The organism is Pseudomonas sp. NFPP02 (genome assembly GCF_900119355.1).
GTDB lineage: Bacteria > Pseudomonadota > Gammaproteobacteria > Pseudomonadales > Pseudomonadaceae > Aquipseudomonas > Aquipseudomonas paracarnis.
This window is the reverse complement of sequence record NZ_FPJI01000002.1, coordinates 90,739-114,514: the sequence shown is the minus strand read 5'-3', so window position 1 is coordinate 114,514 and position 23,776 is coordinate 90,739. Positions and strand designations below refer to the sequence as shown.

The 23,776-nt window shown below is 59.9% G+C and carries 20 protein-coding genes; 8 read left to right on the top strand and 12 right to left on the bottom strand.

The window, feature by feature from the left end; translation table 11 throughout:
* Positions 1-369: 369 nt before the first annotated feature.
* The 8 genes from BT204_RS03945 to BT204_RS03910 all read right to left on the bottom strand — a co-directional run bounded on the left by BT204_RS03945 (position 370) and on the right by BT204_RS03910 (position 9,172).
* Complete coding sequence (locus tag BT204_RS03945) at positions 370-1,152, bottom strand: MetQ/NlpA family ABC transporter substrate-binding protein (RefSeq protein WP_034125470.1); 783 nt, start codon at positions 1,150-1,152, stop codon at positions 370-372.
* A 106-nt stretch (positions 1,153-1,258) separates the two neighbouring features.
* A complete protein-coding gene (locus tag BT204_RS03940; protein ID WP_072445750.1) occupies positions 1,259-2,185 on the bottom strand; it encodes a sigma 54-interacting transcriptional regulator in 927 nt (308 codons plus the stop codon).
* Between the two features lie 46 nt (positions 2,186-2,231).
* Positions 2,232-2,813 (bottom strand): alpha/beta hydrolase, encoded by a 582-nt coding sequence (locus tag BT204_RS03935; protein ID WP_034125468.1) that lies wholly within the window; start codon positions 2,811-2,813, stop codon positions 2,232-2,234.
* Positions 2,814-3,004: 191 nt separating this feature from the next.
* Positions 3,005-5,935, bottom strand: coding sequence for a glycosyltransferase family 32 protein (locus BT204_RS03930; protein ID WP_083544050.1), 2,931 nt, complete (start codon positions 5,933-5,935; stop codon positions 3,005-3,007).
* Between the two features lie 186 nt (positions 5,936-6,121).
* Positions 6,122-6,523, bottom strand: a complete 402-nt coding sequence (locus BT204_RS03925) for an ExbD/TolR family protein (RefSeq protein ID WP_034125467.1) — start codon at positions 6,521-6,523, stop codon at positions 6,122-6,124.
* A 1-nt stretch (position 6,524) separates the two neighbouring features.
* Positions 6,525-7,247, bottom strand: a complete 723-nt coding sequence (locus BT204_RS03920; RefSeq protein ID WP_087149534.1) for a MotA/TolQ/ExbB proton channel family protein — start codon at positions 7,245-7,247, stop codon at positions 6,525-6,527.
* Between the two features lie 25 nt (positions 7,248-7,272).
* Positions 7,273-8,085 carry an energy transducer TonB gene (locus BT204_RS03915; protein ID WP_072445749.1) on the bottom strand — a complete coding sequence of 271 codons (813 nt, stop codon included), beginning with the start codon at positions 8,083-8,085 and terminating at the stop codon, positions 7,273-7,275.
* A gap of 235 nt (positions 8,086-8,320) precedes the next feature.
* The gene (locus BT204_RS03910) at positions 8,321-9,172 is read right to left on the bottom strand and encodes a LysR family transcriptional regulator (RefSeq protein WP_005783745.1); all 852 of its coding nucleotides are present in this window, start codon (positions 9,170-9,172) and stop codon (positions 8,321-8,323) included.
* A 105-nt stretch (positions 9,173-9,277) separates the two neighbouring features.
* On the opposite strand from BT204_RS03910, the gene BT204_RS03905 reads away from it, so the two are divergent.
* Both BT204_RS03905 and BT204_RS03900 read left to right on the top strand, forming a co-directional pair.
* Positions 9,278-9,739 (top strand): nucleoside deaminase, encoded by a 462-nt coding sequence (locus tag BT204_RS03905; protein ID WP_072445748.1) that lies wholly within the window; start codon positions 9,278-9,280, stop codon positions 9,737-9,739.
* Complete coding sequence (locus tag BT204_RS03900; protein WP_072445747.1) at positions 9,726-10,913, top strand: CynX/NimT family MFS transporter; 1,188 nt, start codon at positions 9,726-9,728, stop codon at positions 10,911-10,913. The genes BT204_RS03905 and BT204_RS03900 overlap by 14 nt, the downstream gene beginning before the upstream one ends.
* Here the strand turns inward: BT204_RS03900 and BT204_RS03895 are convergent.
* Positions 10,884-13,199, bottom strand: a complete 2,316-nt coding sequence (locus BT204_RS03895; protein ID WP_072445746.1) for a TonB-dependent receptor — start codon at positions 13,197-13,199, stop codon at positions 10,884-10,886. The genes BT204_RS03900 and BT204_RS03895 overlap by 30 nt on opposite strands.
* Positions 13,200-13,354: 155 nt before the next feature.
* On the opposite strand from BT204_RS03895, the gene BT204_RS03890 reads away from it, so the two are divergent.
* From BT204_RS03890 to BT204_RS03880, 3 genes are all read left to right on the top strand, one after another.
* Positions 13,355-14,299, top strand: coding sequence for a LysR family transcriptional regulator (locus BT204_RS03890; RefSeq protein ID WP_054920329.1), 945 nt, complete (start codon positions 13,355-13,357; stop codon positions 14,297-14,299).
* 108 nt (positions 14,300-14,407) lie between these two features.
* The gene (locus BT204_RS03885) at positions 14,408-14,869 is read left to right on the top strand and encodes an HIT family protein (RefSeq protein WP_054920331.1); all 462 of its coding nucleotides are present in this window, start codon (positions 14,408-14,410) and stop codon (positions 14,867-14,869) included.
* A 242-nt stretch (positions 14,870-15,111) separates the two neighbouring features.
* On the top strand, positions 15,112-16,719 hold the full coding sequence (locus BT204_RS03880) for an alkaline phosphatase family protein (protein ID WP_072445745.1): 1,608 nt from the start codon (positions 15,112-15,114) through the stop codon (positions 16,717-16,719).
* A 124-nt stretch (positions 16,720-16,843) separates the two neighbouring features.
* On the opposite strand, the gene BT204_RS03875 is transcribed toward BT204_RS03880, so the two are convergent.
* Entirely contained in the window at positions 16,844-17,749 is a 906-nt protein-coding gene (locus tag BT204_RS03875; protein WP_034125458.1) for a TauD/TfdA dioxygenase family protein, read from the bottom strand.
* A gap of 184 nt (positions 17,750-17,933) precedes the next feature.
* On the opposite strand from BT204_RS03875, the gene BT204_RS03870 reads away from it, so the two are divergent.
* Positions 17,934-18,854 (top strand): LysR family transcriptional regulator, encoded by a 921-nt coding sequence (locus BT204_RS03870; RefSeq protein ID WP_003187586.1) that lies wholly within the window; start codon positions 17,934-17,936, stop codon positions 18,852-18,854.
* Positions 18,855-18,957: 103 nt separating this feature from the next.
* Here the strand turns inward: BT204_RS03870 and BT204_RS03865 are convergent, their stop codons facing one another.
* Positions 18,958-19,959 (bottom strand): ABC transporter substrate-binding protein, encoded by a 1,002-nt coding sequence (locus tag BT204_RS03865; protein ID WP_072445744.1) that lies wholly within the window; start codon positions 19,957-19,959, stop codon positions 18,958-18,960.
* Between the two features lie 279 nt (positions 19,960-20,238).
* Between BT204_RS03865 and BT204_RS03860 the strand changes: the two genes are divergently transcribed.
* Entirely contained in the window at positions 20,239-21,837 is a 1,599-nt protein-coding gene (locus tag BT204_RS03860) for an ABC transporter permease (RefSeq protein WP_072445743.1), read from the top strand.
* On the top strand, positions 21,834-22,649 hold the full coding sequence (locus tag BT204_RS03855; protein ID WP_034125456.1) for an ABC transporter ATP-binding protein: 816 nt from the start codon (positions 21,834-21,836) through the stop codon (positions 22,647-22,649). The genes BT204_RS03860 and BT204_RS03855 overlap by 4 nt, the downstream gene beginning before the upstream one ends.
* Here BT204_RS03855 and BT204_RS03850 read toward each other — a convergent pair.
* Positions 22,636-23,706 carry a fatty acid desaturase gene (locus BT204_RS03850; protein ID WP_054920343.1) on the bottom strand — a complete coding sequence of 357 codons (1,071 nt, stop codon included), beginning with the start codon at positions 23,704-23,706 and terminating at the stop codon, positions 22,636-22,638. The two genes, BT204_RS03855 and BT204_RS03850, sit on opposite strands and share 14 nt — an antisense overlap.
* Positions 23,707-23,776: the final 70 nt, after the last annotated feature.

Below are 23,776 nucleotides of genomic sequence, written 5' to 3'. Positions count from 1 at the left end.
ACTTTAAAGGTATAAAAATCAAAATTTAAATACCAAAATAGCATATTGATATCACCCAAAAACCTAACCCCTGCGGGAGCTGTCGATCATTCCCGCGCTCTGCGTGGGAATGCAGCCCAGGACGCTCTGCGTCCGCTCTAAAGTCGTGACGCAGAGCGTCACAGGAGACGTTCCCACGCGGAGCGTGGGAATGCAGCCCAGGACGCTCTGCGTCCGCTCTAAAGTCGTGACGCAGAGCGTCACAGGAGACGTTCCCACGCGGAGCGTGGGAACGAGCAATCGCACAGTTTTGACTGTATTTCAGATAAAAAAACGCCGACGCTGTAGTAGCCGTCGGCGTTGAAACCTTGAAGGGGGTTTTGGCTTACATCAGAACGCAGGCACCACCGCGCCGTTGTACTTCTTCTCGATGAAAGCTTTGACTTCCGGGCTGGTCAGGGCCTTGGCCAACTTCTGGATAGCATCGCTGTCCTTGTTGTCCGGGCGGGCCACCAGGAAGTTTACGTAAGGTGATTTGGCGTCTTCGATGATCAACGCGTCCTTGGCCGGGTTCAGGCCAGCTTCCAGGGCGTAGTTGGTGTTGATCAGGTCGAGGTCAACCTGGTCCAGCACCCGTGGCAGCAGGGCCGATTCCAGCTCTTTGAACTTCAGGTTCTTCGGGTTGCTGGCGATGTCTTTCGGCGTGGCCAGGGCGTTGGTCGGGTCTTTGAGGGTGATCACACCGGCCTTTTGCAGCAGCAACAGGGCGCGGCCGCTGTTGGAGCCTTCGTTCGGAATCGCCACGGTGGCGCCGTCTTTCAGATCTTCGATTTTCTTGATCTTTTTCGAGTAGCCGCCGAAGGGTTCAACGTGCACGCCCACCACGGTAATCAGATTGGTACCTTTACCCTTGTTGAAGTTTTCCAGGTACGGCAGGGTCTGGAAATAGTTGGCATCCAGGCGTTTCTCAGCGACTTGCACGTTTGGCTGTACGTAGTCGGTAAAGACTTTGATCTGCAGGTCCACACCTTCCTTGGCCAGGGTCGGCTTGATCAGCTCGAGGATTTCGGCGTGGGGAATCGGCGTAGCAGCCACCACCAGTTTCTCGCTGGCCTGGGCAAAGCCAGCAGTCAGGGCAGCCGCCAGAGCGGTAAACAACAGAACCTTTTTCATGCAATGTCCTTCTAACGACCGTTTTTATGTGAGGTGCCAGCGAAGTGCTATCGCGGCGTGGAAAGGACAATACCTAGATTTTTTATTCCCGAACAATATCTTTTATTCACGTTGATATTCCATTTTGCTCATACAGGAATTTACGCACCGATTCCTGCTCGGCCGGGCTGGCGCTGGCCAAAATTCGTCGCACTTGCTCCAGCGGCGAACCCGCCGCTGGCAAGTTCAAATGCTCGGGCAAGATTTCATCGCCGCTGCTCACCAGCAAGGCAAAGTGAATGACGTTTTCCAGTTCGCGGGTGTTACCCGGCCAAGTGTGGTGTTCCAGCACCTGCTGGGCGGCGTCGCTGATCAGTGGCACCGGCAGGTCCAGGCGCTGGCTGTAGATGCCGAGGAAATATTCGGCCAGGGACAAGATATCCCCCACCCGCTCGCGCAACGCCGGCAGGTCCAACCGGCCCTCACTCAAATAATGGAACAGACGCTCATGAAACTTGCCCACGGCCACCGCCTGGGCCAGGTCGATGCTAGTGGCGGCCACCAAGCGCACATCCACCGGGCTGGGCTGGGGGGCACCGACGCGGGTGACTTCGTGGTTTTCCAAAGCCGCGAGCAATTTCACCTGGATCGGCAGCGGCAAGTCGCCGATCTCATCCAGGTACAAGGTGCCGCCATTGGCCGAGCCGAACCAACCCGCGCGGCTACTGGCCGCGCCACTGTGGCTACCGGCGGCATAGCCAAACAACTCGGCATCGGCATAGGTGGGGCTGATTGCGCCACAATTGACCGAGACAAACAGGCCAGTACGGTCACTGCCACGGTGGATATGCCGTGCCAGCAGTTCTTTACCGCTACCGGTCTCGCCGCGGATCAGCACAGGCAAGGCTCGCGGTGCGAGGCTTTCCAGCTCTTCGCGCAGTTGGCGTGAGCGTGGGTCGACAAACACCAGAGCTTTGGCGCGAATACTCAGCGGACTCTTTTCCGCGTCCGGGAAGGTCAGCAATGGCTGGCCGAAGGTTTCATGCAGACTCATGGCAGGCTCCCGCCCCAATCCACACAGGGACGGGGCGTTGAAAATATTAGGCGCTGCGCCGAGCGTGGTGCTCGAGGCGATGTTGCAGGCGATAGAGGTAAGCAAACCCTTGCTCCCAGCGCCGGTGGCCGGACTTCACATTGATATGCCCGGCGCCCGACAAGATGCCGGCTTCGGCGCCCCACTGACGCGCCAGTTCCAGAGCCCTGGGGGCGCTTACGGCACTGTCGTTGTCGGAGCTGACCACCTGGCTGGGAAATGGCAGCAGGTCAGTTGGAATAGGGGCGAAATTGCGCAGTGCAGGGGCACACGCAGGACGCTCGACATCCGCCGGTGCCACCAGCAATGCGCCGCGTACCTGCCGCAAGAAGTGCACGGGGGCAGTGGCGGCCCAGTGGGCCACGGTGATGCAACCCAGGCTATGAGCGATCAGGATGACCGGCGTGCTGTCGGCAGCGATGGCCTCGGCCAGTGCGGCGACCCAATCCTCGCGACGCGGCGTCAGCCAATCGGCCTGTTCCACCCGTGCGCTGTTGGGCAAGCTGTTTTGCCAATGGGTTTGCCAATGATCTTCTGGCGATCCTTGCCAGCCCGGCACGATCAGATAACGAATCGACTCGCTGTGCATGGGTGTGCCCTCCTGCAGCGTTTAACGTTGCTGGTCAGTATAGGGTGAGGCTCACACACCAATAAGGAATAAAAAAGAATTTATTAATAACCAAAAGGAATTTACGCCCTTTTCAGAACTTGCTTTACCAAGCCCTTCATTAAAACCGGCCATTGCGTCCCTGCCACCGCGGCGCAATGACCGAGCCAACCTCAGCGAGAATGATGCATAGAGTGTTCCGAGCCGATCGCAACTCCGAGCTTATGGTTCATCGCCATATAATAATCACGCACTTGTGTAAGTTTTTCCGCATACGCTTGCGGAAGTAAAATACGCGCTTCCAACAGTTCCGTCAGCTCCTCAACTTCTGAAAAAAACCCATATTCTTTTTGCGCCAATACATCACCAAACATTCTCGGCCCAGTGATCTCGAAAATTTTCTTTACATACTCGTTATAAATTTGCCGCTCTGCGGCTGTCGAGTTTTCCTTCAGAAAGGGACGATTAGCGTTCAACCATTCTTCGTTTGCCTTGTATCGCTCATACGCCGTCTCCAGAATCTCGTCAAATACAGGGTTGTCTGGGTGGCTGGCAAAATTACTGGTGTTGAACCCATTGAAGTCCGCAGGTTCGTAAGTAACCGGCACGTTCATCAAGATGTCATTGGGCGTGGCTTTCAATGTGACCTCGCCCACATTAAAGGTCAGTGCATCATCCGTATCCAGATAGATGCCACCGTACTTTTTCATTAGCACCGCGCGCATGACGTCCGATGAGGCCGCTAAATTCTGCCCGCGCCCTGAACGGAAAAACTGATACATCTCGCCGTATTGACCTGCATTCAGAGCCTGAAAACTTTCATCGGCCTTTAAATCATGTACTTCAAGCCCGCCCACTTTATGATCCAACGCTGAATGTATTTTCTGAAAAGTATCCGTGTCATTGGCATCGACGTGAACAATCGATTTATACCCGGGGCTTTTCCGGGAATTTTCAATAATATTATTGAGCAAATTTTCCGGCATTTCATTGCCGGCCCAAAAATAGTGGATCACTTTCGGCACGTCTGTAGCACCGGACGGCAGTACCGGCATTCTCGGTAGTTTCAGTACTTTGGTTGTCATCGAAGCAGGCGCATTTTTACTGGCCTCAATCGCTTCGGCTTGAGTGCCACCCAGCCACCGTCCTTGACCTTTACGCCAATAAAAGATGTCGTTCACCTGACCATTGGCCTGGAGCCCGCGCCAAAGACCCGCTTCGACGTCATACGTAACTTTGGTACCGTATTGACCGACATAAACCATATAGTCTTTCCCGATCATGCGCCTTACGTCATCCATGGGAACCCTGACCTCCTCAAGGATCACTGGAGGTGAGACGGGCCCCATCGGGTATCCGATATGCCCATTGACACGTTGTGGTGGCCTGAAGAATGGGCGCGCTTGTTCAGTCACTTGGGTGGGTGTGCGGGTTGCAGCATCAACCCCTGCTGCAACGCCACCGCCGGACACCCTCTCTGTCAGCGCTTTCGCCAGTGGTGCCCCCGCGCGAGTGGCCAACGGCGGTACGGCGTTCAACACGCCAAACACAATGCGGTCGGAAGCCGTTGCTTTTCCCTGGACGGCATCATCAATACCGATACCTGTCTGGGCAGCCCCGGCGGCCAGGAAGAAAACATCCAGCCCTATAGCGACTTCGGGCATCACCAGCGCCAGCGGCGTCATGAACATGGCGACCTTGGTAGCCTCTTCCACGACATGCAGCACCTGGTTCTTGGTGTAGTCCCCGTCACTGACAATCGCATTGTCGGCGTCCGAATAGGACCGTGCTTTTTGCCGAACCTTGACCGCTTCGAAAGGATCGCCGTGCAACTGCTCAACAGCGATGAAACGATCCGGCACCCAACCGTTGAGGCTCGCAAGGAAAGCATTGCCTGATGCCTGCGCATCGGACCAGTTTCCCATCCCCTGCAGGGTCTGACGTACGCCGTCTGAAAACGTTCTGTCAGCTTGATCCTTGAGGGAAAAGTGCGTCAACAAGGACGCGCGCTTTACGGGGTCCGAGGCTTGCCCGGCCAGCCACGTTGTCATTTGCTGGGGATTATCGAAGCGATGTATTGGCGAGGAGTTGCCAGGGATGTAAAGCAACGTCAACTGGGTTTTCCGATCGGTCACACACATCAAGTCGGTCGACTCAAACCCATTGATGCTCAGCAGGCCGATGTCCAGATCCGGGTCCTTCACGGCAGGCCCTTCAAAATCCTGGACCGTCAGCTTGGACCAATCCTTTTGCGCAACAGGCCCCAACGCTCGCTGAGCGAGTGCCGTCTCGGCAGAGCCAAGGCTCCCTTCCAGGCGCTGCAGATTGATGGCTTTGACAAACGAGATTTTACTCAATGCCGTATAAGATTCGCTGTGCTTGTCCCAAAACCCATCAAGGGTCTTCTTATACAGTTGGGTCCGGTCTGTATCCCAGACTAATGCCTTGAAGTCATCCACCGGTATGGAAACGCGGGTGTCGGCGTTATAGGGGGCATCGCCCGGCGCACTGGGCTCCCGATAAATACCTTGTCGAGTGTTTGCTTCCTGCACCCAACCGTCAATCTGGTTGTAAATATATATCGCTGGCGAAAAGTACTTGCCAATCTTTACGAACCAGCTTTCATCTTTCTTAATTGTTACATCTTGCCTGTTTTTCAATGCCGCTTGTGTCAGGGTGATTTTTTCTACCACCTCTTTTTCATCCTCACTGTCATCTTTAAATGTCACCAGATAGGTTTTATCTGGATCAATATCCACACCCCACTGCTGCTTTATCTTTGCAGATAAAATAGTGGAAATTTCTTTTTCGGGCGTTACAAAGTCGGCGGTTTGCTTGCTGATATAAGATTCTAAACGAGTATTTTTTTTGAATGCCGAGTTGCTCCCACCTCCTGGCGTAGGGCTTGCTTCAGCGCCCTGCAGTAAACTCTGTTTTCTCTTATAGTCAGCCAGCGTGGGCAAAATACAGGCTGATGGATGTCTCAGGCCGGCCATACGATCGTTCGAAGATGCCATTACCGCAGGCTTTTCTTCAGGCTTTTCAACCGTTAAATGGGGATTAACGAACGTATTCACGACTTGGACAGGAACGCGTATAGACATGCAATTACTCCATTAATTAAATCACTCTATGCGCCGACCAGAATAAGCATGCAGCCGAGAATTGCACGCTCGGATACATGTAAATTCTTTTCCTGTGCAACATCTGTAAACATGCAATGCTTAGATAAAAAAAGGGCCGCACCCTGCCAAGGAAAGCGGCCCAAAAACTGTCGAGACTTTTTGAAACTAACGTGCAGTGATCACCGACAACTTGGTGATGCCCGCACGCTCAATCGACGCCATGGCTCGTGCCACTTCGCCGTAGTTCACTCCATCGTCAGCCTGCAGTTGCACCCGCACATCGGGGTCCTTGGCCTTCGCCGCCTGCAGGTTGAACTCCAGCAGATCCGGCTGGATTTCGTCCTTGTTGATAAACAATTTGCCGGCGCCGTCGATGCTCACCACCAATGGATCCTTCTGCTCAACCGGTGCCACGGCCTGGGTCTTGGGCAGGTTGATCGGGATGGAGTTGGTCAACAGCGGCGCGGTGACGATAAACACCACCAGCAGCACCAGCATCACGTCCACCAACGGCGTGACGTTGATCTCGCTCAGCACCTCATCACTGTCTTGCGTGGAGAAGGCCATGTCAGGACGCCTCCTTCACTTTCTGCGGGCTGCCGGCGCCGGCCTTGGTCAGCGCCGGGTGCAGCAGCACGCGGAACGCGTTTTTCTGCGCCAGGCTGTAGAAGTCGTGGGCAAAGTCATCCAGGTCTGCCGCCGTCAGCTTCAGGCGGCGCAAAAAGTAGTTGTAGACCAGCACCGCAGGCACCGCGACGGCGATCCCCACGCCGGTCGCCACCAGTGCCGCGCCGATGGGCCCGGCCACGGTTTCCAGGCTGGCGGACCCGGCAGCACTGATCCCCTTCAGCGCTTCCATGATCCCCCACACGGTGCCAAACAGGCCGATAAACGGCGAGGTGCTGCCGATACTGGCGACTACAGCCAGACCGGTTTCCAGGGAGCGGCGCTCACGCACAATTTGCTGGCGCAGAGCGCGTTCGAGGCGGTCCTGGTGATTGATCGCCTGGCTCAAATCCGCAGCGTGGGTGGTATCGCCCACCTGGATCGCGGCATAACCGGCCTGGGCTACACGGGCGGCGGCGCCAGGCTGGGTTTCGGCGAGTTCGGCGGCCGAGTCGAGGCTCGATGCCGCCCAGAACTGTTTGTGAAACTTGCGATCCTGGGCCTTGAGGCGACCGAACTGCACGCCCTTGAGCAAGGCCAGGCCCCAAGTGGCGACCGAAAAGGCCACCAGCAGCCAGATCACCGTGCTTTCGATGGATTCAAGTGGAGATGCCAATGCCATGATGTTTTCCCTCTGCGCCGCTGAATAATTAATGAATCTTGAAATCGATGGGCACGCTCACCCAGCCGTTCTGGGCCACATCGCCCTGCTTGGCAGGCACGAAACTCCAGCGCTTCACCGCCGCCAATGCCGCGTCATCCAACTGCTGGCGACCACTGCTTTTTTGCACCTGGATCTCACCCGGTTTACCGCTGGCCAGCACCTGCACCCGCAGCAACACCGTGCCTTCCCAACCGCGACGCTGAGCCAGTGACGGGTATTCCGGCGCCGGGTTTTTCAGGTACGCGGCGTTGGCCGAAGCAGGCGTCACCGGCGCTGGCGCCGCAGGTGCGGGCGGTGCAGGTGGCGCTGGCGTCGGTGGTGCAGGTGGCTGCTCGACGGCCTTGGGGGCCGGCTTGGGCTCAGGTTTAGGCACCGGCTTGGGCTTGGGTTTCACAATGGGTTTGGGCGCCGCCGGCTTGGCCGCCAACTCATCCACCAGCGGCGGCGGGGGCTCGACCACAGGCGGAGGCGGTGGTGGCGGTACAGGCGGTGGCGGCTCAACCACCGGCGGCGCCGGCTGGGAAAATTCGATGGTCATCGGTGGAATTTCCGGCGGCACAATCGGCAGCACCGGCGTGGGTTTCTGGCTCACCCAATAGATCACTGCACCGTGCAGCGCCAACACCAGCAACCCGAGCAAAACCCCTTCGCGGCGGCTGGAAAAACGCTTCGGGGTTTTCTGCAGGCGCAATTGACCCAACGGCGCGCGATGCGGCCGGCCAAGGTCGACCAACTCACCACTCGGTGCCTGACGCCACTGCGCCTCAGGTGCACTGGCGGCGGTCTGGACATTGCCCATTGATTCACTCCCTGCGGTTTTGAAAAACCGACGGGCCAGCGTGAAGGCCCGTCGAGGGCTGAATCATCGGTGCCAGACACTTATCTCTTAAAGTAATCTTTAAAGTTATAGATAGAACAAAAACGCATAAACAAAACAGCCGATCACACCAAAGCCACGGGGTCCGTGGCCTGGCTTCAAGCCGTTGTTTTTCAATGCCTTAAAGGCATACAAAATATTCGGCAAAGGTATGAGCTCAGTGCGGGTTTCCACTGCACAAGGCCAGCAATTCACCCAGCAAACTCTGGCCCGCTGCGCCCAAACCACTGCGGCCATACAGGGCCAACCGCACGCCATGAACAGGTGGCAAGCCACTCTCTGGGCCGAGTATGCGATGGCCCGGTTGCAACACCCGTTCTGGCAATAAACTGATGCCCAAGCCTGCCGCCACCGCCGAGCACACACTGGCCAGGCTGGCGCTGGAATAACCGATGCGCCAACGCCAGCCGGCCCGTTCCAGATGGTGCAGCATGTCGTTGCGATACAGGCCGCCCACGGGGAAAGCCACCAGCGGCAGCGGGTCGCGGCCCAGGGCCGGGGTGCTCAGGCTGTCGACCCAATACAAGGGCTCGGGCCACGACGCCACGCAGTCGTCGCTGTCGCCCATCTGCTTGACCAGCAACACATCGAACTCACCGCCCCGGTACTGGCGCTGCAATTCAGGGCCCAGACCGCTGGTGACCTCCAGACGCACCCGTGGATAGGCCACCACAAACGCCGATAGCAGCGGCATCAGGCGCTCGGCGGCGAAATCCTCCGGCACGCCGAGGCGCAACACACCGTCGCTTTGCTGGTTGATCAGCACGTCGGCGGCTTCTTCGTGCAACGCGAGAATACGGCGCGCATACGCGAGCAGACGCTCACCCTCGGCGGTGGCCACTACCCGGCGCTGATCGCGGTCCAATAACTGACAGGCCACTGCGTCTTCCAGACGGCGGATCTGCTGGCTGACGGTGGATTGAGTCAAATGCAGGCGCTCGGCCGCCCGGGTGAAATTGCCGCAGTCCACCACGGCGACAAAGCTGCGCAACAACACGGGATCGAACAACGTCATCACCATTGCGTTTGCCACTGATTGGCATGTTTATATTTAATTTCAGCATACCTTGCTGGCTGACCATACTTCACCTTTCATCGCACCCCGGGGCCTTGTATGACCAACGATCAACCACACCTGCAACGCGCTATTGCGTTGGCCCGCGCCAACGTCGCCCAAGGTGGCCGCCCCTTCGGCGCGGTGCTCACGCGCGACGATGAGGTGCTGGTGGAAGCCGTGAATGAGATCCACCTGACCCAGGACCCCACCGCCCACGCCGAGCTGCTGGCGATCCGCGCAGCGAGCCGACAACTGGGTGCGCGCCTGGAAGGGTGTGTGATCTATGCCAGCGGACAGCCTTGCCCGATGTGCTTGAGCGCCATGTACCTGTGCGGTGTAGAACGCGTAGTGTTTGCCGCCAGCAACGAAATGGCCGAGCCTTACGGCCTGTCGACCGCAGCCATCAGCCAACAGGTTGGCTTGCCCATCGACGCGCAACGCCTGCCCATTCAGCACCTGCCCGATGCCGCAATGACTGCGCTGTATCACCAGTGGAAAACCCTGCATGACCCTGAATAAATCCCTCGCCGGCTGGGGCCTGCTGGTGGTGCTCGGCCTGAACCTGCGCCCGATCCTCAGTTCCATCAGCCCACTGCTCGGCGAGATTCGCCAGGCCACCGGCCTGAGCTTTCAGAGCAGTGCCCTGCTCACCAGCCTGCCGGTGATCTGCATGGGGTTGGTGGCACTGGTGGGCGTGCGCGTGGAGGCTCGCTTGGGCGAGCGTCGCGGCATCGCCCTGGGCTTGTTGATGATTCTGCTGGCGTGCCTGGCGCGCTGGTTGATAGGCGAAGCCTCGGCACTGCTGGTTACCGCGCTGCTTGGCGGTGCGGGTGTTGCGCTGATCCAGGCGCTGGTGCCGGCGATGATCAAGCGTGAATTCCATCACCGTGTGCCGGTGGCGATGGGCGTGTATTCGGCCTCGCTGATGGCCGGTGGCGGCCTGGCGGCGCTGCTCAGTCCGGTGGTAGCCACGCATTTCGAGCAATGGCAGGCAGGCCTGGGTGTGTGGCTCTTGCCGGCGCTGGGGGCATTGCTGCTGTGGGCCTGGCTACCGCTGGGCGCCGCGCGCAATCCACTGCAGGCGCCTGCGTTCAAAGGGTTGCGCAACCGTCGCGCCTGGCTGCTGGCGCTGTATTTCGGCCTGGTCAATTGCGGCTACATGAGCATGGTCGCGTGGCTGCCGGCCTACTATCAGCAACTGGGCTGGGCCGTGCTGCCCAGCGGGTCGTTGCTGGCATTCATGACGATCTTTCAGGTGGCGGCCGCCCTGCTGATGCCGGTGCTGGCGCAACGCGGTATCGACCGCCGCCCATTGCTCAGCATCAGCCTGCTGGCGCAAACCATCGGTTATCTGGGCCTGATCATTGCGCCGCAGGAATATCCCCACCTGTGGGTGGCCTTGTGCGGCTTCGGGTTAGGGGCGTGCTTTGCCCTGAGCCTGCTGCTGACCCTCGACCACCATCGCGACCCACGCCAAGCGGGGCAACTGGCGGCGTTCGTGCAAGGCGTAGGCTTTTTGATCAATGCGATTTCGCCGTGGCTGACCGGCTGGCTGCGCGAGCTTACCGGCAACTTTGTCAGTGCATGGGTGGTGCTGACGGTGACGGTGGTGGCGATGCTGCTGGTGACGCGGGTGTTCAGCCCGGCCACCTATCGCACCGACCTAGAAGTCGTAGCGCCCAGTCACGCCTAGGGTGCGCGGCGTGCCCAGCAGGCCCTCGTAACCGCCGTTACCACCGGTCCACAGGGTGGTGTAGTAGGTTTTGTCGAAAGCGTTTTTCAGCCACAGCGACACATCCCACTGCCCCTGGTCATAGTCGCCGCGCAAACCGGTAGACAGGTTGACCACCGCATACGCCGGGATCTGCCCGTAGTCGGAATCCTCCACCGTGCCCACCGCCTTGGAACGAAACGCGTAGCTGGCGGTGACGTAGGGTTCGAAGCCGTTCGCCAGGTTCCACTTGTACTCGCCGTTGGCGTTGGCGATCCACTTGGACGCGCCCACCACCTGGTGGCCGCTCAAGTCGCAGGACGCCGGCGCACCGGGACGCAGGCTGGTTTCCGGCGGGCATGGCGCATCCTTGTAAGACAGGTACGTCACGTCATTGAAGGAACCGTTGATGTTCAGGGTCAGGCCCTTGATCGGCACCAGGGTGCTTTCCACCTCCACCCCCCGCGAGCGTACCGAGCCGGCGTTGGTCAGGTACTGAACGCGGTTGTCCTGGTCGTAGGCGTTGGTTTGGTAGCCGTTGACCTGGGTCCAGAACAGGTTGGCATTGAGCTGCAGGCGGCGGTCCCACAACGTGCTCTTGAAGCCTAGCTCGGCGTTGTTGGCGCGCTCGGTGCCGATCAGCAACGAGTCGGCTCCGGCCGTCGGCGCAGACCCCACCGCCAGGTTCACACCGCCGGACTTCTCGCCATGAGACAGCGTCGCGTAGCCCAGCAGGTTTTCATTGAAGTGATAACTGAGGTTGAGCAGCCCCGACGGCGTAGCGCTGTATTGCGACAGGTCGCCCGAGTCATAGGCCCCGGTACGCCCACGCCGCGCCATGGCGGCGGCCCCGCTGACCGCCGCGCCACCGACGGGCGCATTGCGCGTGACCCAGGCGCTTTTTTCTTCGTAGGTGCCGCGTACACCGGCGGTGAAATCCAGGCGCTCAGTCAGGTGCCAGGTGCCTTGGGCGAACAGCGCGAAACTGTCGGTGCGGATATGCCCGTTGCCCACACTGCTCACATTGCTCAACGCACCGGCGGGCGTGCCGTTCCAGATATCGGCCTTGGGCCCGTAGTAGGCAAAGGATTTGTTATCCAGGTCGGAGCCGAAGTAGTAGGCGCCGAGCACGTAATCGAAGAAACCACCGCTGGGCGACGCCAAGCGGAATTCCTGGGACCACTGCTTATCTTCCACCGAAACCCCAGCGTTATACGACGCCGGTACGTTGAGGCCATCATCGTTGCGCGGGGTGAAATTCCACCAGCGGTAAGCACTCACCGAGGTCAGGGTGAAGTCGCTGGGCAGCGTCCAATTGGCTTCCAGCGAGGTACCGCCCTGGAACACCGTGACGTGCTGGTCGTTGTCCAGGTTGACCTTGCGATGGGTGCCGTCCACCAGGGTGGCGCCTGCCGCGTTGGCCCGGGATTGATACAGGTTGGTGCCATTGATGGTCGGCCCGGTGCTGTACAGCACGCGGGTGCCGGCGCTGGAGTCTTCTTCGTTGTAGTCGCCGATCCAGCGCAGGTTGAACGCTTCGTTGGGCTTGTACAGCAGTTGCCCGCGAAAGCCCTGGCGTGAACCGCCGTTCAGATCATGGCCATCGTGTTCATTCTTGATGTCGCCGTCGCTGCGGGTGCGATAGGCCGAGAAACGCCCTGCCAGGTCATCGGTCAGGGGGCCGGAAATCGTGCCCTTGGTCTGGAAATAACCGTCCTCGCCCAAGGAGGTTTCGATGCTGCGCTCCGGGGTAAAGCTCGGTGCGCGGGTGCTGATGTTGATGACCCCGGCAGTGGTGTTCTTGCCGAACAACGTGCCCTGGGGGCCGCGCAAAACTTCAAGCTGCTCAATGTCCATCAGGTCGAACACCGCCATGCCCGGGCGCCCGAGGTAGACGTTGTCGATATACAGCCCCACGCTGCCTTCCAGGCCATCGCTGGCCGGGTTGTTGCCCAGGCCGCGGATCGACACGCTGGACTGGCGCGCATGCATATAGGCGACGTTGACGCTGGGCACCAGTTGCTGCAAATCCTGGATGCGGTACACCCGCTGGGTTTCCAGGGCCTGGCCACCGACCACGCTCATGGGCGTCGGCACGGCCTGGGCACTTTCGGTACGCCGCCGGGCAGTGACCGTGACAGTTTCCAGTTGGCCACTGGCGCTTTCGCCCTTGCCGGCAGGCGCGGGTGTTTCAGCGGCCCGGGCCGGCGACCAACTGCTGCTACCGGCCACTAGAACAGCCAGGGGCAAGGACTTGAACAAACTCATAAGCGGCTCCAAAACCCCGGAATACTCGTCGCCTTATATTCCTAAAGGTTATTTATTTATGTTTTTACGAACATTTACTGCATAAGAGATAGCCTTTATAAGGAGTCGACGTAATGCATAGCCAATGCATTTCCCGGATATTTTTGATGTGAAAAATGCATATCGATCTGCGCCAGCTTCGCCACTTCATCGCCCTCGCCGAACAGCGCAGTTTCGTCGCGGCAGCCGCAGCGGTGAACCTGTCGCAGTCGGCGTTCAGCCGCAGCATCCAGGCCCTGGAACACAGTGTCGGTTGCCAACTGGTGGACCGTGGACGCAAAGACCTGGCCCCCACCAAACAAGGCCTGGTGCTGCTCGAACATGCACGCCGCCTGGTCAGTGGCGCACAACAACTGGCCAACGAAATCAGCCAGTTCAACGGCCTGGAAGCCGGTGAACTGCGCTTCGGTTGCGGCCCCGCGCCGGCAGCTGGGTTAGTACCACGTGCCATTGGCAGTTTTATCGGGCGCTACCCCAAGGCCCGCGTGCAGTTCCAGGTGGATGACTGGCAAAGCCTGGGCAAGCGTCTGCTCAGCGAAGAGTTCGAATTCTTCGTCGCCGACACCCGCCACTTCGAAGCCAACCCCGACTACCACACCCACCGCCTGCGCCCGCGCCGTTGGCACTTCTGCTGCCGCGCCGGGCACCCCCTGACCGTGCGCAACAGCGTCAGCGCCGCCGAGCTGATGAGCTACCCCCTGGCAGTGACCATCCGCCCGCCGAACCTGCGCAAAGTCATCGTCGACCTCAGCGGCCGGCCGGATTACCAGCCCAATGTGGAATGCGAAAACGGCTATAGCTTGATGGGCGTGGTGCTGCGCTCGGACGCCATCGGCATCGTCAGCGCCAACAGCGACGTGCTGCACATGGCCCGCGGCGAACTGGTGTGTTTGCAGATTGAGGGATTGGACGAAAACCTGGAGGAGCGCTACACCCGCTACGGGATCGTCAGCCGTGCAGGGTATCGGTTGTCGCCGCTGGCGCAGGCGATGATTGAGCAAATCAAGGAGATTGATGAGAGAGACGAGGATGCTTATGCGTTGGAAAATATTGCGGTCTGACCAAGCGGTGAACAGCGGCCCGCAACGTCAGTGAAGTCATCATTAGATAACAAAGATCACCTACAAGAGGGTCTATAACCTTTTGACCCGCACGAGGAAGCGCATTTGATGGACTGTATCTTTTGCAGCATTGCCCGCGGTACTGCACCCTCCCACCTCCTGTGGGAAGACCAGACCCACATGGCCTTTCTCTCCATATTTCCCAATACGCCGGGGTTCAGTGTGGTTATCCCCAAAACCCATCACGGCAGCTATGCGTTTGCCGAACCGGACACCGTGCTATGTGACTTGGTCATCGCAGCCAAGAAGACGGCGAAGCTTTTGGACAAAGCGCTAAAAGGTGTGGCTAGAACGGGCATGATTCTGGAGGGTTATGGCGTCGATCATCTGCACGCCAAATTATTCCCGATGCACGGGACCGGGGAAGATAGCGCCTTCAAAAAAATCAGTTCGTCCCAGGACAAATATTTTGAGCGTTATGAAGGCTATGTCTCCTCCCATGACGCTGCCAGGGCAGATGATAAAGCGCTGGCAGGATTGGCCGCTCACATCAGGTCCTTCGCCGGGTAAGCCTGCTCCCACCATTTGATCGCGGGGTGGCAGGTAGATATGTATCTGCTGTCAGGCCGTCATCGCAGGCAAGCCAGCTCCCACAGGGAAATGCATTTCAACTGTGGGAGCTGGCTTGCCTGCGATGACGCCAGCAGCCACACCCATGCACTCAATGCATAGAACCCAGTCCCCAAATGCACTTGCCAGAGCGCCCCTCGAACGGCGAAAAAACCCACCTGTCCTCCGTTCGGTAAATTCCTATGTCTGACCCCAAACCCCTGCGCAACGTGCTCTACATCATGTGCGACCAACTGCGCCGCGACTACCTGTCCTGCTACGGCCATGCCCATCTGCACACGCCGAATATCGACCGCCTGGCCGCCGCTGGCGTGCGTTTCAGTCGGGCCTATACACAAGGCACCATCTGCGGCCCGTCGCGCATGTCGGCCTACACCGGGCGCTATGTCAGCAGCCATCAGGTGGCGTGGAATGCAGTGCCGCTGCCGCTCGAAGAGCTGACGATCGGCGACTACCTGCGCCCCCACGGCATCCGCACCGCCCTGGTGGGCAAGACCCACGCCACGCCGAATATTGAGGCCTTGCAGCGCCTGCAGATAGACCCCGACAGTGCCCAGGCCGAGCCACTCAATGAGGTCGGCTTCGACGCGTATCTGCGTCACGACGGCATCTACCCCGACAGCCCGCTGTTCGAGGATAAGCGCGAGTCCGCGCCCTACACCCAATACTTGCGTGATCACGGCTACCACGGCAGCAACCCTTGGCACGAATGGGCCAACGCCGCCGAAGGTGAGAACGGCGAAGTGCTCAGCGGCTGGCATATGCGCAACGCCGGCAAACCCGCACGGGTGGCCGAAGAACATTCGGAGACCGTCTACACCACCGACCGCGCCATCGACTTTATCGACGAACAAGGTGAACAGCCCTGGTGCCTGCACCTGTCGTATATCAAGCCGCACTGGCCCTACATCGCGCCGGCGCCGTATCACGCGCTGTACGGAACCGAGCATGTGCAAGCGCCGATTCAACCTGACCACACCAGCGATCACCCGGTGTACCAGGCATTTCGCCAACACCAGGAGAGCCAGAATTTCTCCCGTGACGAGGTGCGCCTCACGGTGATTCCGACCTACATGGGCCTGATCAAACAGATTGACGATCAACTCGGGCGGCTGTTCGACTTTCTGCAAAGCGCTGGCCGCTGGGACGACACGCTGATCGTGTTTACCAGCGACCACGGCGACTTCCTGGGCGATCATTTCCTCGGTGAAAAAGAATTCTTGCTGGAGCCTGCGGTGGGTGTACCGCTGATCGTGCGCGACCCACGTGCCAGCGCCGATGTCAGCCGCGGCACCGTGGATGAGCGTCTGGTGGAAACCATCGACGCCTTGCCCACCTTCCTCGACGCCTTGGGCTTGCCCGCCGCCGACCATCGCCTGGAAGGTCGCTCACTGATTCCATTGCTGCACGGCGCGCAACCCGCCTGGCGCCGCTACGCCATTGCCGAATACGACTACGCCTTCCAGGCCCCCGCTCGCGAGCGCCTGGAGCAACCCATCGACCGTTGCCGCATGACCATGGTGCGCAGCGAGCGCTGGAAGTACCTGGCGTACGACGGCTTTCGCCCGCAACTGTTCGACTTGGAAAACGACCCGCAAGAACTGCACGACTTGGGCAGCGATCCTGCCTATGCCGAGGTGCGCGAGACGCACTTGGGTTATCTGTTCGACTGGTTGCGCGGGTTGAAACGGCGCACCACCATCAGCCACACGGAGGTTGAGGTGCGCGGGCAATGGTTTCGTTATGGTGAGCCAGAGGCAGAGAAAGTGGTGAAGATCGGGGTCTGGTAAACACCACAAATCCAAATGTGGGAGCGGGCTTGCTCGCGAATGCGCAGCGTCAGTCGACGTATTCATCAACTGACCCACTGCATTCGCGAGCAAGCCCGCTCCCATATTTTTATCCTCACCCGGCTTAAAGACCTTTAGTGGTTTTGCTTGATTGCCCCTGCACCCCCACCGGCACATCCCCCTTGAGCGTAACCCGGCGCACGATGCGCTCCTGGGTGCCGTAGTCGTCCACCGCGTAATGCTGGGTGGCGCGGTTATCCCAGATCGCCACGTCACCGGTGTTCCAGCGCCAGCGCACGGTGTTTTCCAGGCGGGTGACATGGCCTTGCAGCAGGTTGAACAACTGCGCCGACTCTGCCTGGGAGTAGCCTTTCAGGCGTTTGACGAAGTGCCCCAACAGCAGGGTTTTCTCACCGCTGACCGGATGCACGCGCACCACCGGGTGTTCGGTTTCATACACCGTGGAAGTGAATACTTTGCGGTATTCCTCCAGCTTCTCCACCGCCACATCCGGCTTGCGTGCGGCGTAGTCGTATTCGTTGCTGTGCACCGCCCACAGGTGATCAGCCAGTGCGCGCAGTTCCACGCTGAGGTCGTTGTAGGCAGCGGCTGTGTTGGCCCATACGGTGTCGCCGCCGGACACAGGCGCCAGCACCGAACGCAGGATCGAGGCCTTAGGGTAGGCATCGACGAACGTCACGTCGGTGTGCCAGGAATTGGCGCGCTGACCACGGGTGCCATCCAACTCCATCAGGAACCGCGTGCCGTCTCGTACCGGTACGGTGGGGTGGGCGATCGGCTCGCCGAGCAGGTGAGCAAAGGCTTCCTGGCTCTGGTCATCGAGATGGGTTTGTTCGCGGAAGAAGATCACCTTGTACTGCACCAGCGCCTGCTGGATGGCCTCGACGGTGGCGGCATCCAGCTCACCGGACAGTTTGATGCCACGGATTTCGGCGCCGATCCGCCCGGCTACCGGGTGAATATCAAGTGGTTGGGCGATGGGTTGAACGGCTAATGCGGCGTTGCTCATTGTGATGACCCTCATGTGCCTGCGAAACGGTGGGGGGACGCTTCCAGCAACGCTCTATCCATATGCAATTTAGGTCTAGCAAATGAATGAATGCTTCGTTGACGGAATAAGAGCTTGCATTTAAAACCTCAGCTTGCTCGGTCGCAAATGCCTTCGACCTATTTTTAAAATGCCGGGAAAGCATATGGATCTTCGCCAACTGCGCTACTTCATCGCGCTCAACGAACACCGCAGTTTCGTGCGCGCCGCGGACGCCATGGGCATCACCCAACCAGCGTTCAGCCGCAGCATCCAGGGGCTGGAACAGGAGTTCGGTTGCGTGTTGGTAGACCGTGGCCACAAGGACTTGCGCCCCACGCCGGAAGGCCAGGTGGTGTTGCAGCACGCCCTGAGCCTGGTGCATGGCGCAGCGCTGCTGAGCAGTGAAGTGACGCGCATGACCAAGCTCGACGCCGGCGACCTGCGCTTCGGCTGCGGCCCGGCGCCAGCCGTGAAACTGGTGCCGGATGCGGTGGCGCGGTTTATCAACGCCCACCCGAAAATCCGCACCACGTTTCAGGTGGATAACTGGGAAACCCTCAGCCGCCGCCTGAGCCGTGAAGAGATCGAATTCTTTATCGCCGACATCCGCCAGTTCGAAGCCGACCCGAATTTCCAGACCCGCGCACTCACCCCCAAACGCGGGGTGTTTTTCTGCCGCCCCGGCCACCCCTTGCTCGCCAAGGACAGCCTGTCCACCAACGATATGTTCGACTACCCGCTGGCGGCGCCGCTGATCTCCCAAGGCATTCGCAAACTGCTGGCGAACCTGAGTGGGCGTATGGATTTCTCCCCGAGTATCCAGACCGAGCACTTCCCGGCACTGGTGAGCATCGTGCTGCAAACCAATGCCATCGGCGTCGGCACTGAAGAAGCCTTTGCCGAGGACATTGCCAGGGGGGCGCTGGTGCTGCTGCACTGGCGCAACTTGCCGCAGCACATGGATACCCTGAGCGCACGCTGCGGGATCGTCAGCCGCACGGGGTCGCGGTTGTCGCCGGCGGCGAAGGCGATGATCGAGACATTGGTGGAGGTGGATAGCCAGCAGGTCAGTGTGGCGGTTTGAAGGGCCTCATCGCAGGCAAGCCAGCTCCCACATTGAGCGGTGAACACGTTCAAGTGTGGGAGCTGGCTTGCCTGCGATAGCGATAGCCCAGGCACCGACAAGCTCAGAGCCCCGCCGCCACCAACCCAGGCGCCACCCAATCACTCACCTGAAACGACTTGCGAATCAACTTCTCCCTGGACGCCAGGTCCACCGCATCCTGCAATTTGCCCAGGAACACCGGGTCTAGGGTCGAGGGGAAAACTTCGCTGAGTTTCTGGTCTTTCAAATCATTGGTGAGGATCACCGGGGGGTAACTGGCCAGCCCTGATACCAGCGCTATGTACGCCTGTTTGTTGTTGTCATCGGTCAACCACTGCACCGCTTGCTGCTGGGCCTTGAGCAGCTTGGCCACCGCATCGGGATGTTCATCGACAAACTTGGCGCTGCCCACCAGCACGGCCTGGATGCTGCCGGCATCGCCCAGGTCTTTGGTGGTCAGCGGTATTTCTGCCAAACCTTTGGCCTGCAACGCCGTCAGGGTGGACCCGCCCCAGGTGGCGTCAATCTGCTTGGCCGCCAGGGCGGCAGCGGCCGCGTTGAAGTCCAGGTTGATCACCTTAAGGTCCTTCTCGCTCAAGCCCTGGCTGGCCAAAGCGCTGTCGAACGACAACTGGCTGGCCGTGCCACGGAACACCGCCACGCGCTTGCCCTTGAGGTCTTGCAGGGTCTTGATGCCGGAGCCCGGCACCACGCCGAGGTAGTGTTTCACTCCCCGTGCAGAGGCGCTGAGCAGCCGCGTGTCCAGGCCATTGGAGCGGCCGATGATCGCTGCCAGGTCGCCCAGATAGGCCAGGTCCACCTGGCCGTTGGCGAACGCTTCATTGATCACCGGGCCGGCGCCCTTGAAGTAATTCCATTGGATCTTGATGCCTTGGTCGGCAAAGGCTTTTTCAAAGATCTGCTGTTCACGCAACACGTCGGTGATGCCACCGCCGCTGTGCTGGCTGCCGGCACTGAGGTCGGGCACCGCGATGCGGATTTCCTTGAGGTCGGCGGCATGCACCAACCCGGCCAGGGCGGTGCCGGCGAACAGGCTGATCAGACGTTTAAAGGGCAGTTTCATAAGCGCAGCTCCTGGTGGGCGACGGTCGCCTGGGGAGCAAAAAGTAGTCACAGACTGAACAAAACTTTAAATACTATAAATTCACAATTTAATAGCTTTTAGAAATATGCAAGCTAACCCGCAGCCTCCAGAGGCCTATGCATAAACAGCATCGAAAATATTCTTCGAATGCATTGGATGCGTGGCGGCGTGAGGCTTTAAATGACTTTTCTTATCTCACAATCATCTTGATCACGCTTTTGTAAGATCGAAATCACATAACGCATTCGGAGGTCTTCCATGGCCCGGATTTCACTTCTGAGCCTGCCGCTGGCGGCCCCGCCCAAAGGCATCGCGCCGCGCTTGCCGCAGCTGGGCCAGCGTTTATTGCCGTGGCTGCTGCCGCTCACGCTGTTTGCCTTATGGTGGCTGGCCAGCCGCAATCATTGGATGAGCGAGCAGATTCTGCCCACTCCCGCCCTGGTGTGGAGCAGCGCGGTGGAGTTGGCCGGCGGCGAGTTATGGAGCCATCTGGCCATCAGCTTGCAGCGCTTGTTCTGGGGCCTGCTGGCCGGTGTCAGTGGCGGCGCGATACTGGGCGCGTTCCTGGGTTTCAGTGCGCGCGCCGAGCGCTTGGTGTTCCCGACGTTCAGCGCGCTGGCGCAAGTGCCGACCCTCGCCTGGATCCCGCTGTTCATGGTGTTTTTCGGGATTGGCGAAACCCTCAAGCTGGTGGTGCTGGTCAAGGCCATCGTGGTGCCCGTGACCCTGCATACCCTGGTAGGCGTTCGCGACGCCCAGCCCAACCTGCGCGAAGCCGCCCGTGTACTGCGCCTGCCTGGCCACTTGCTGATCCGCCGTCTGGTCCTGCCCGCCGCACTGCCTGCGTTCATGGCCGGTGTACGCCTGGCCCTGGCGGCGGGCTGGACCTCCCTGCTGGCCGTGGAGCTGCTGGCCTCCAGCGAAGGCATCGGTTACCTGATGGTGTGGGCGCGCCAGTTGTTCATGCTCGATATCGTCTTCGTGTGCATCGTGGTCATTGGCGTGCTGGGTGTGGTGATGGACCGCGGCATCGGCTGGCTGGACCGCAAGTGGGTGCACTGGCCCCATCCGGCCACTGCGCAGATTCGACGCGGGCCACGCTACGAAGGCTGGCAGCGCTTGCAACCCTGGCTGTTGCCGCTGCTGCTATTGGCGTTATGGCAAGTAGCGACTCAGCAGGATTGGGTCGATCCAAACATTCTGATCAGCCCCTGGGCGGTGCTGCAAACCAGCGTGGCGGGCGTGCTGGATGGCAGCCTGACTACGGCGCTGGGCAAAAGCCTTGGCCGGGCCCTGGCCGGGTTGCTGCTGGGCGGTAGCCTGGGCTTTGCCATGGGCCTGTGGCTGGGGCTGTCGCGGCGCAGTGAGCGGCTACTTGGCCCCACTTTGTCCGCGCTGCGCCAGATCGCGATTTTCGCCTGGGTGCCGCTGCTCACCGCCTGGTTCGGCCTGGGTGAACTGGCCAAGTGGGTGTTTATCGCCCTCGCCGCCTTCTTCCCGTTGTTTATTGCCACCCAGCGCAGCGTGCTCAACTTGTCGCCCCAGCTGCGCGAAGCCGCGCAGGTGCTGCGCCTGAACCTCTGGCAACGCATGCGCCGCCTGGTACTGCCGGGCGCCGCGTCGGGGATTTTCGCCGGCCTGCGCCTGAGCCTGATCTACGCCTGGATGGGCACCCTCGGCGCCGAATATTTCATGCCCTCAGATGGCGGCATCGGCAGCCTGATGATCGGCGCCCAACAGTTGCTGCGCATGGATTTGATCATGAGCGGCATGCTGCTGGTCGGCCTCACCGGCGCCGCTCTGAACCTGATCGGCCAACGCATCGAAACCCGTGCCACCCGCTGGAGACACGCATGAACGCACCGATTGTCAGCTTCAACCACGTGGGTAAGTCCTTCGACGTCGATGGCTTCGAACTGGAAGCCATCCGTGAATTCAACCTGGAGGTGGCCGAAGGGGAATTTGTTGCGATTGTCGGCTCCAGTGGATGCGGGAAATCCACACTGCTGCGCTTGCTGGTGGGCTTGGATACGCAGTTTCGCGGCGAGATCCAGGTCGATGGCAAAGCCGTCAGCGGGATCGGCGGCGAACGCGGCATTGTGTTCCAGGAGCACCGCCTGTTCCCGTGGCTGACCGTGGCGCAAAACATCGGCCTGGGCCTGGTCAACGAGCCCCTGAACGAGGCCGAGCGCAACCGGCGCATCAGCGACTTTATCGAACTGGTGGGCCTCACCGATTTCACTCGCGCCTACCCCCACCAACTCTCCGGCGGCATGGCGCAACGGGTGGCGATTGCCCGCGGCCTGGTGGCCAGCCCGCGCATCCTGTTGCTGGACGAACCCTTCGGCGCCCTGGATGCACTGACGCGCCAGCAGATGCAGGACGAACTGCTGGCGATTCGTGCCCGCGCCAGGATCACCACGGTACTGGTGACCCACGATGTGGAAGAGGCGATTTTCCTCGCCGATCGCGTGGTGGTGATGGAGCCGCGTCCGGGGCGAATCAAGCAGGTCGTCGAGATCACCCTGCCTCATCCGCGCCAGCGCAGCAGTTTTGAATTCCACCAGCTACGCGAAGAGCTGTTGCACGAATTAACCAGCGACGACCATTACCAACCGCCGGTGCGCGAACAGATCCGCGACCTGCCATTGGCGTTCATTGCTTGCTGAAAGAGAGCTCAGTGCGCGGGTGTTCCTGGGGCTCCAGGCGATTGGCTCGCGCAAACGTGCCCAAATCATTGAAGCGCACCCCCATCTCGGCCATGACCTTGTGCGCCACCTTGGCGGTCATCTGGCGGATGTAGAACGGTTCTTTCACCACAAAGTGATGGATGCCGTGGGTGCTGCCGAAGTTGAAGCAGAACGCCTGCAACGGCCACAGCCACCAAGGGTTCAGCACTTGGGTTTGCTGCATCACATTGCCCAGTTCCACATCGCCGTAGTAATGCATGTTGGAGCTGACAAAGTGCAGGCAGAAGGTGCGCAACACGTTCGGGCCGATGATCACCACCGCAGCGATATCGATCACCTGCATCACCTGCAAGGTACCGGCTGACCACTGAATGGGCGCGCCCATCAAACTGGCAATCCCATTGGCGGCATGAAAGCCCAGGAAGACGTACCACGCGCCCCAATGCAGCAAGGCCAGCGGTGCGTACACCAGCAGCACGCGCTTGAGGATGCTGAACCTGTGCGGCCAGGTCTTGGCGCGCAACAGGCGGATCAAGGCCGACATCATGTTGTCCCCCACCATCAGCAACCGTGCGATGCCCCAGGGTTCGCCATTGGTGATCGCGCGCTCTTCCATGTCGGCTTCGGTGCCCGAGACCTTGTGATGGTTGAGGTGCAGGTGCCGGCGTATCCATGGGTTGATGGTGCTTGGCCGCGCCAGCCATACCAGGCCCATCATCAGGTTGTGGGGCACGCGTTGCTTGCGAAAGTACATGCTGTGGATCAGGTCGTGTTCCAGCTCGTGGGTGAGCGAGGCGAAGAAGGCATTGAGCAGCAGACACACCCACCAGGCCATATGACCGCTGATATAGAGCGCTGCCGAGCCGAACATGCCCAGCAGGGCAAAGGCCAGGATGCCTGCGCCCAGCGCGTCCTGATGCAACAACCAGGGGTGCCGCTGGCGCAAGCGCACGCCTTCGGCCATCACCACCTCGCGGATATGCGCCGAACGCTGTTGTGCGTTCAACGGCTGGGGGCTTGCAGAAGTACCGTCCATGCTTCCATTCTCTTGGTGAAGTGATGCCTGCATCCTGCACCTAACCCTAGCGCAGGGCGCTAGCCGCGCA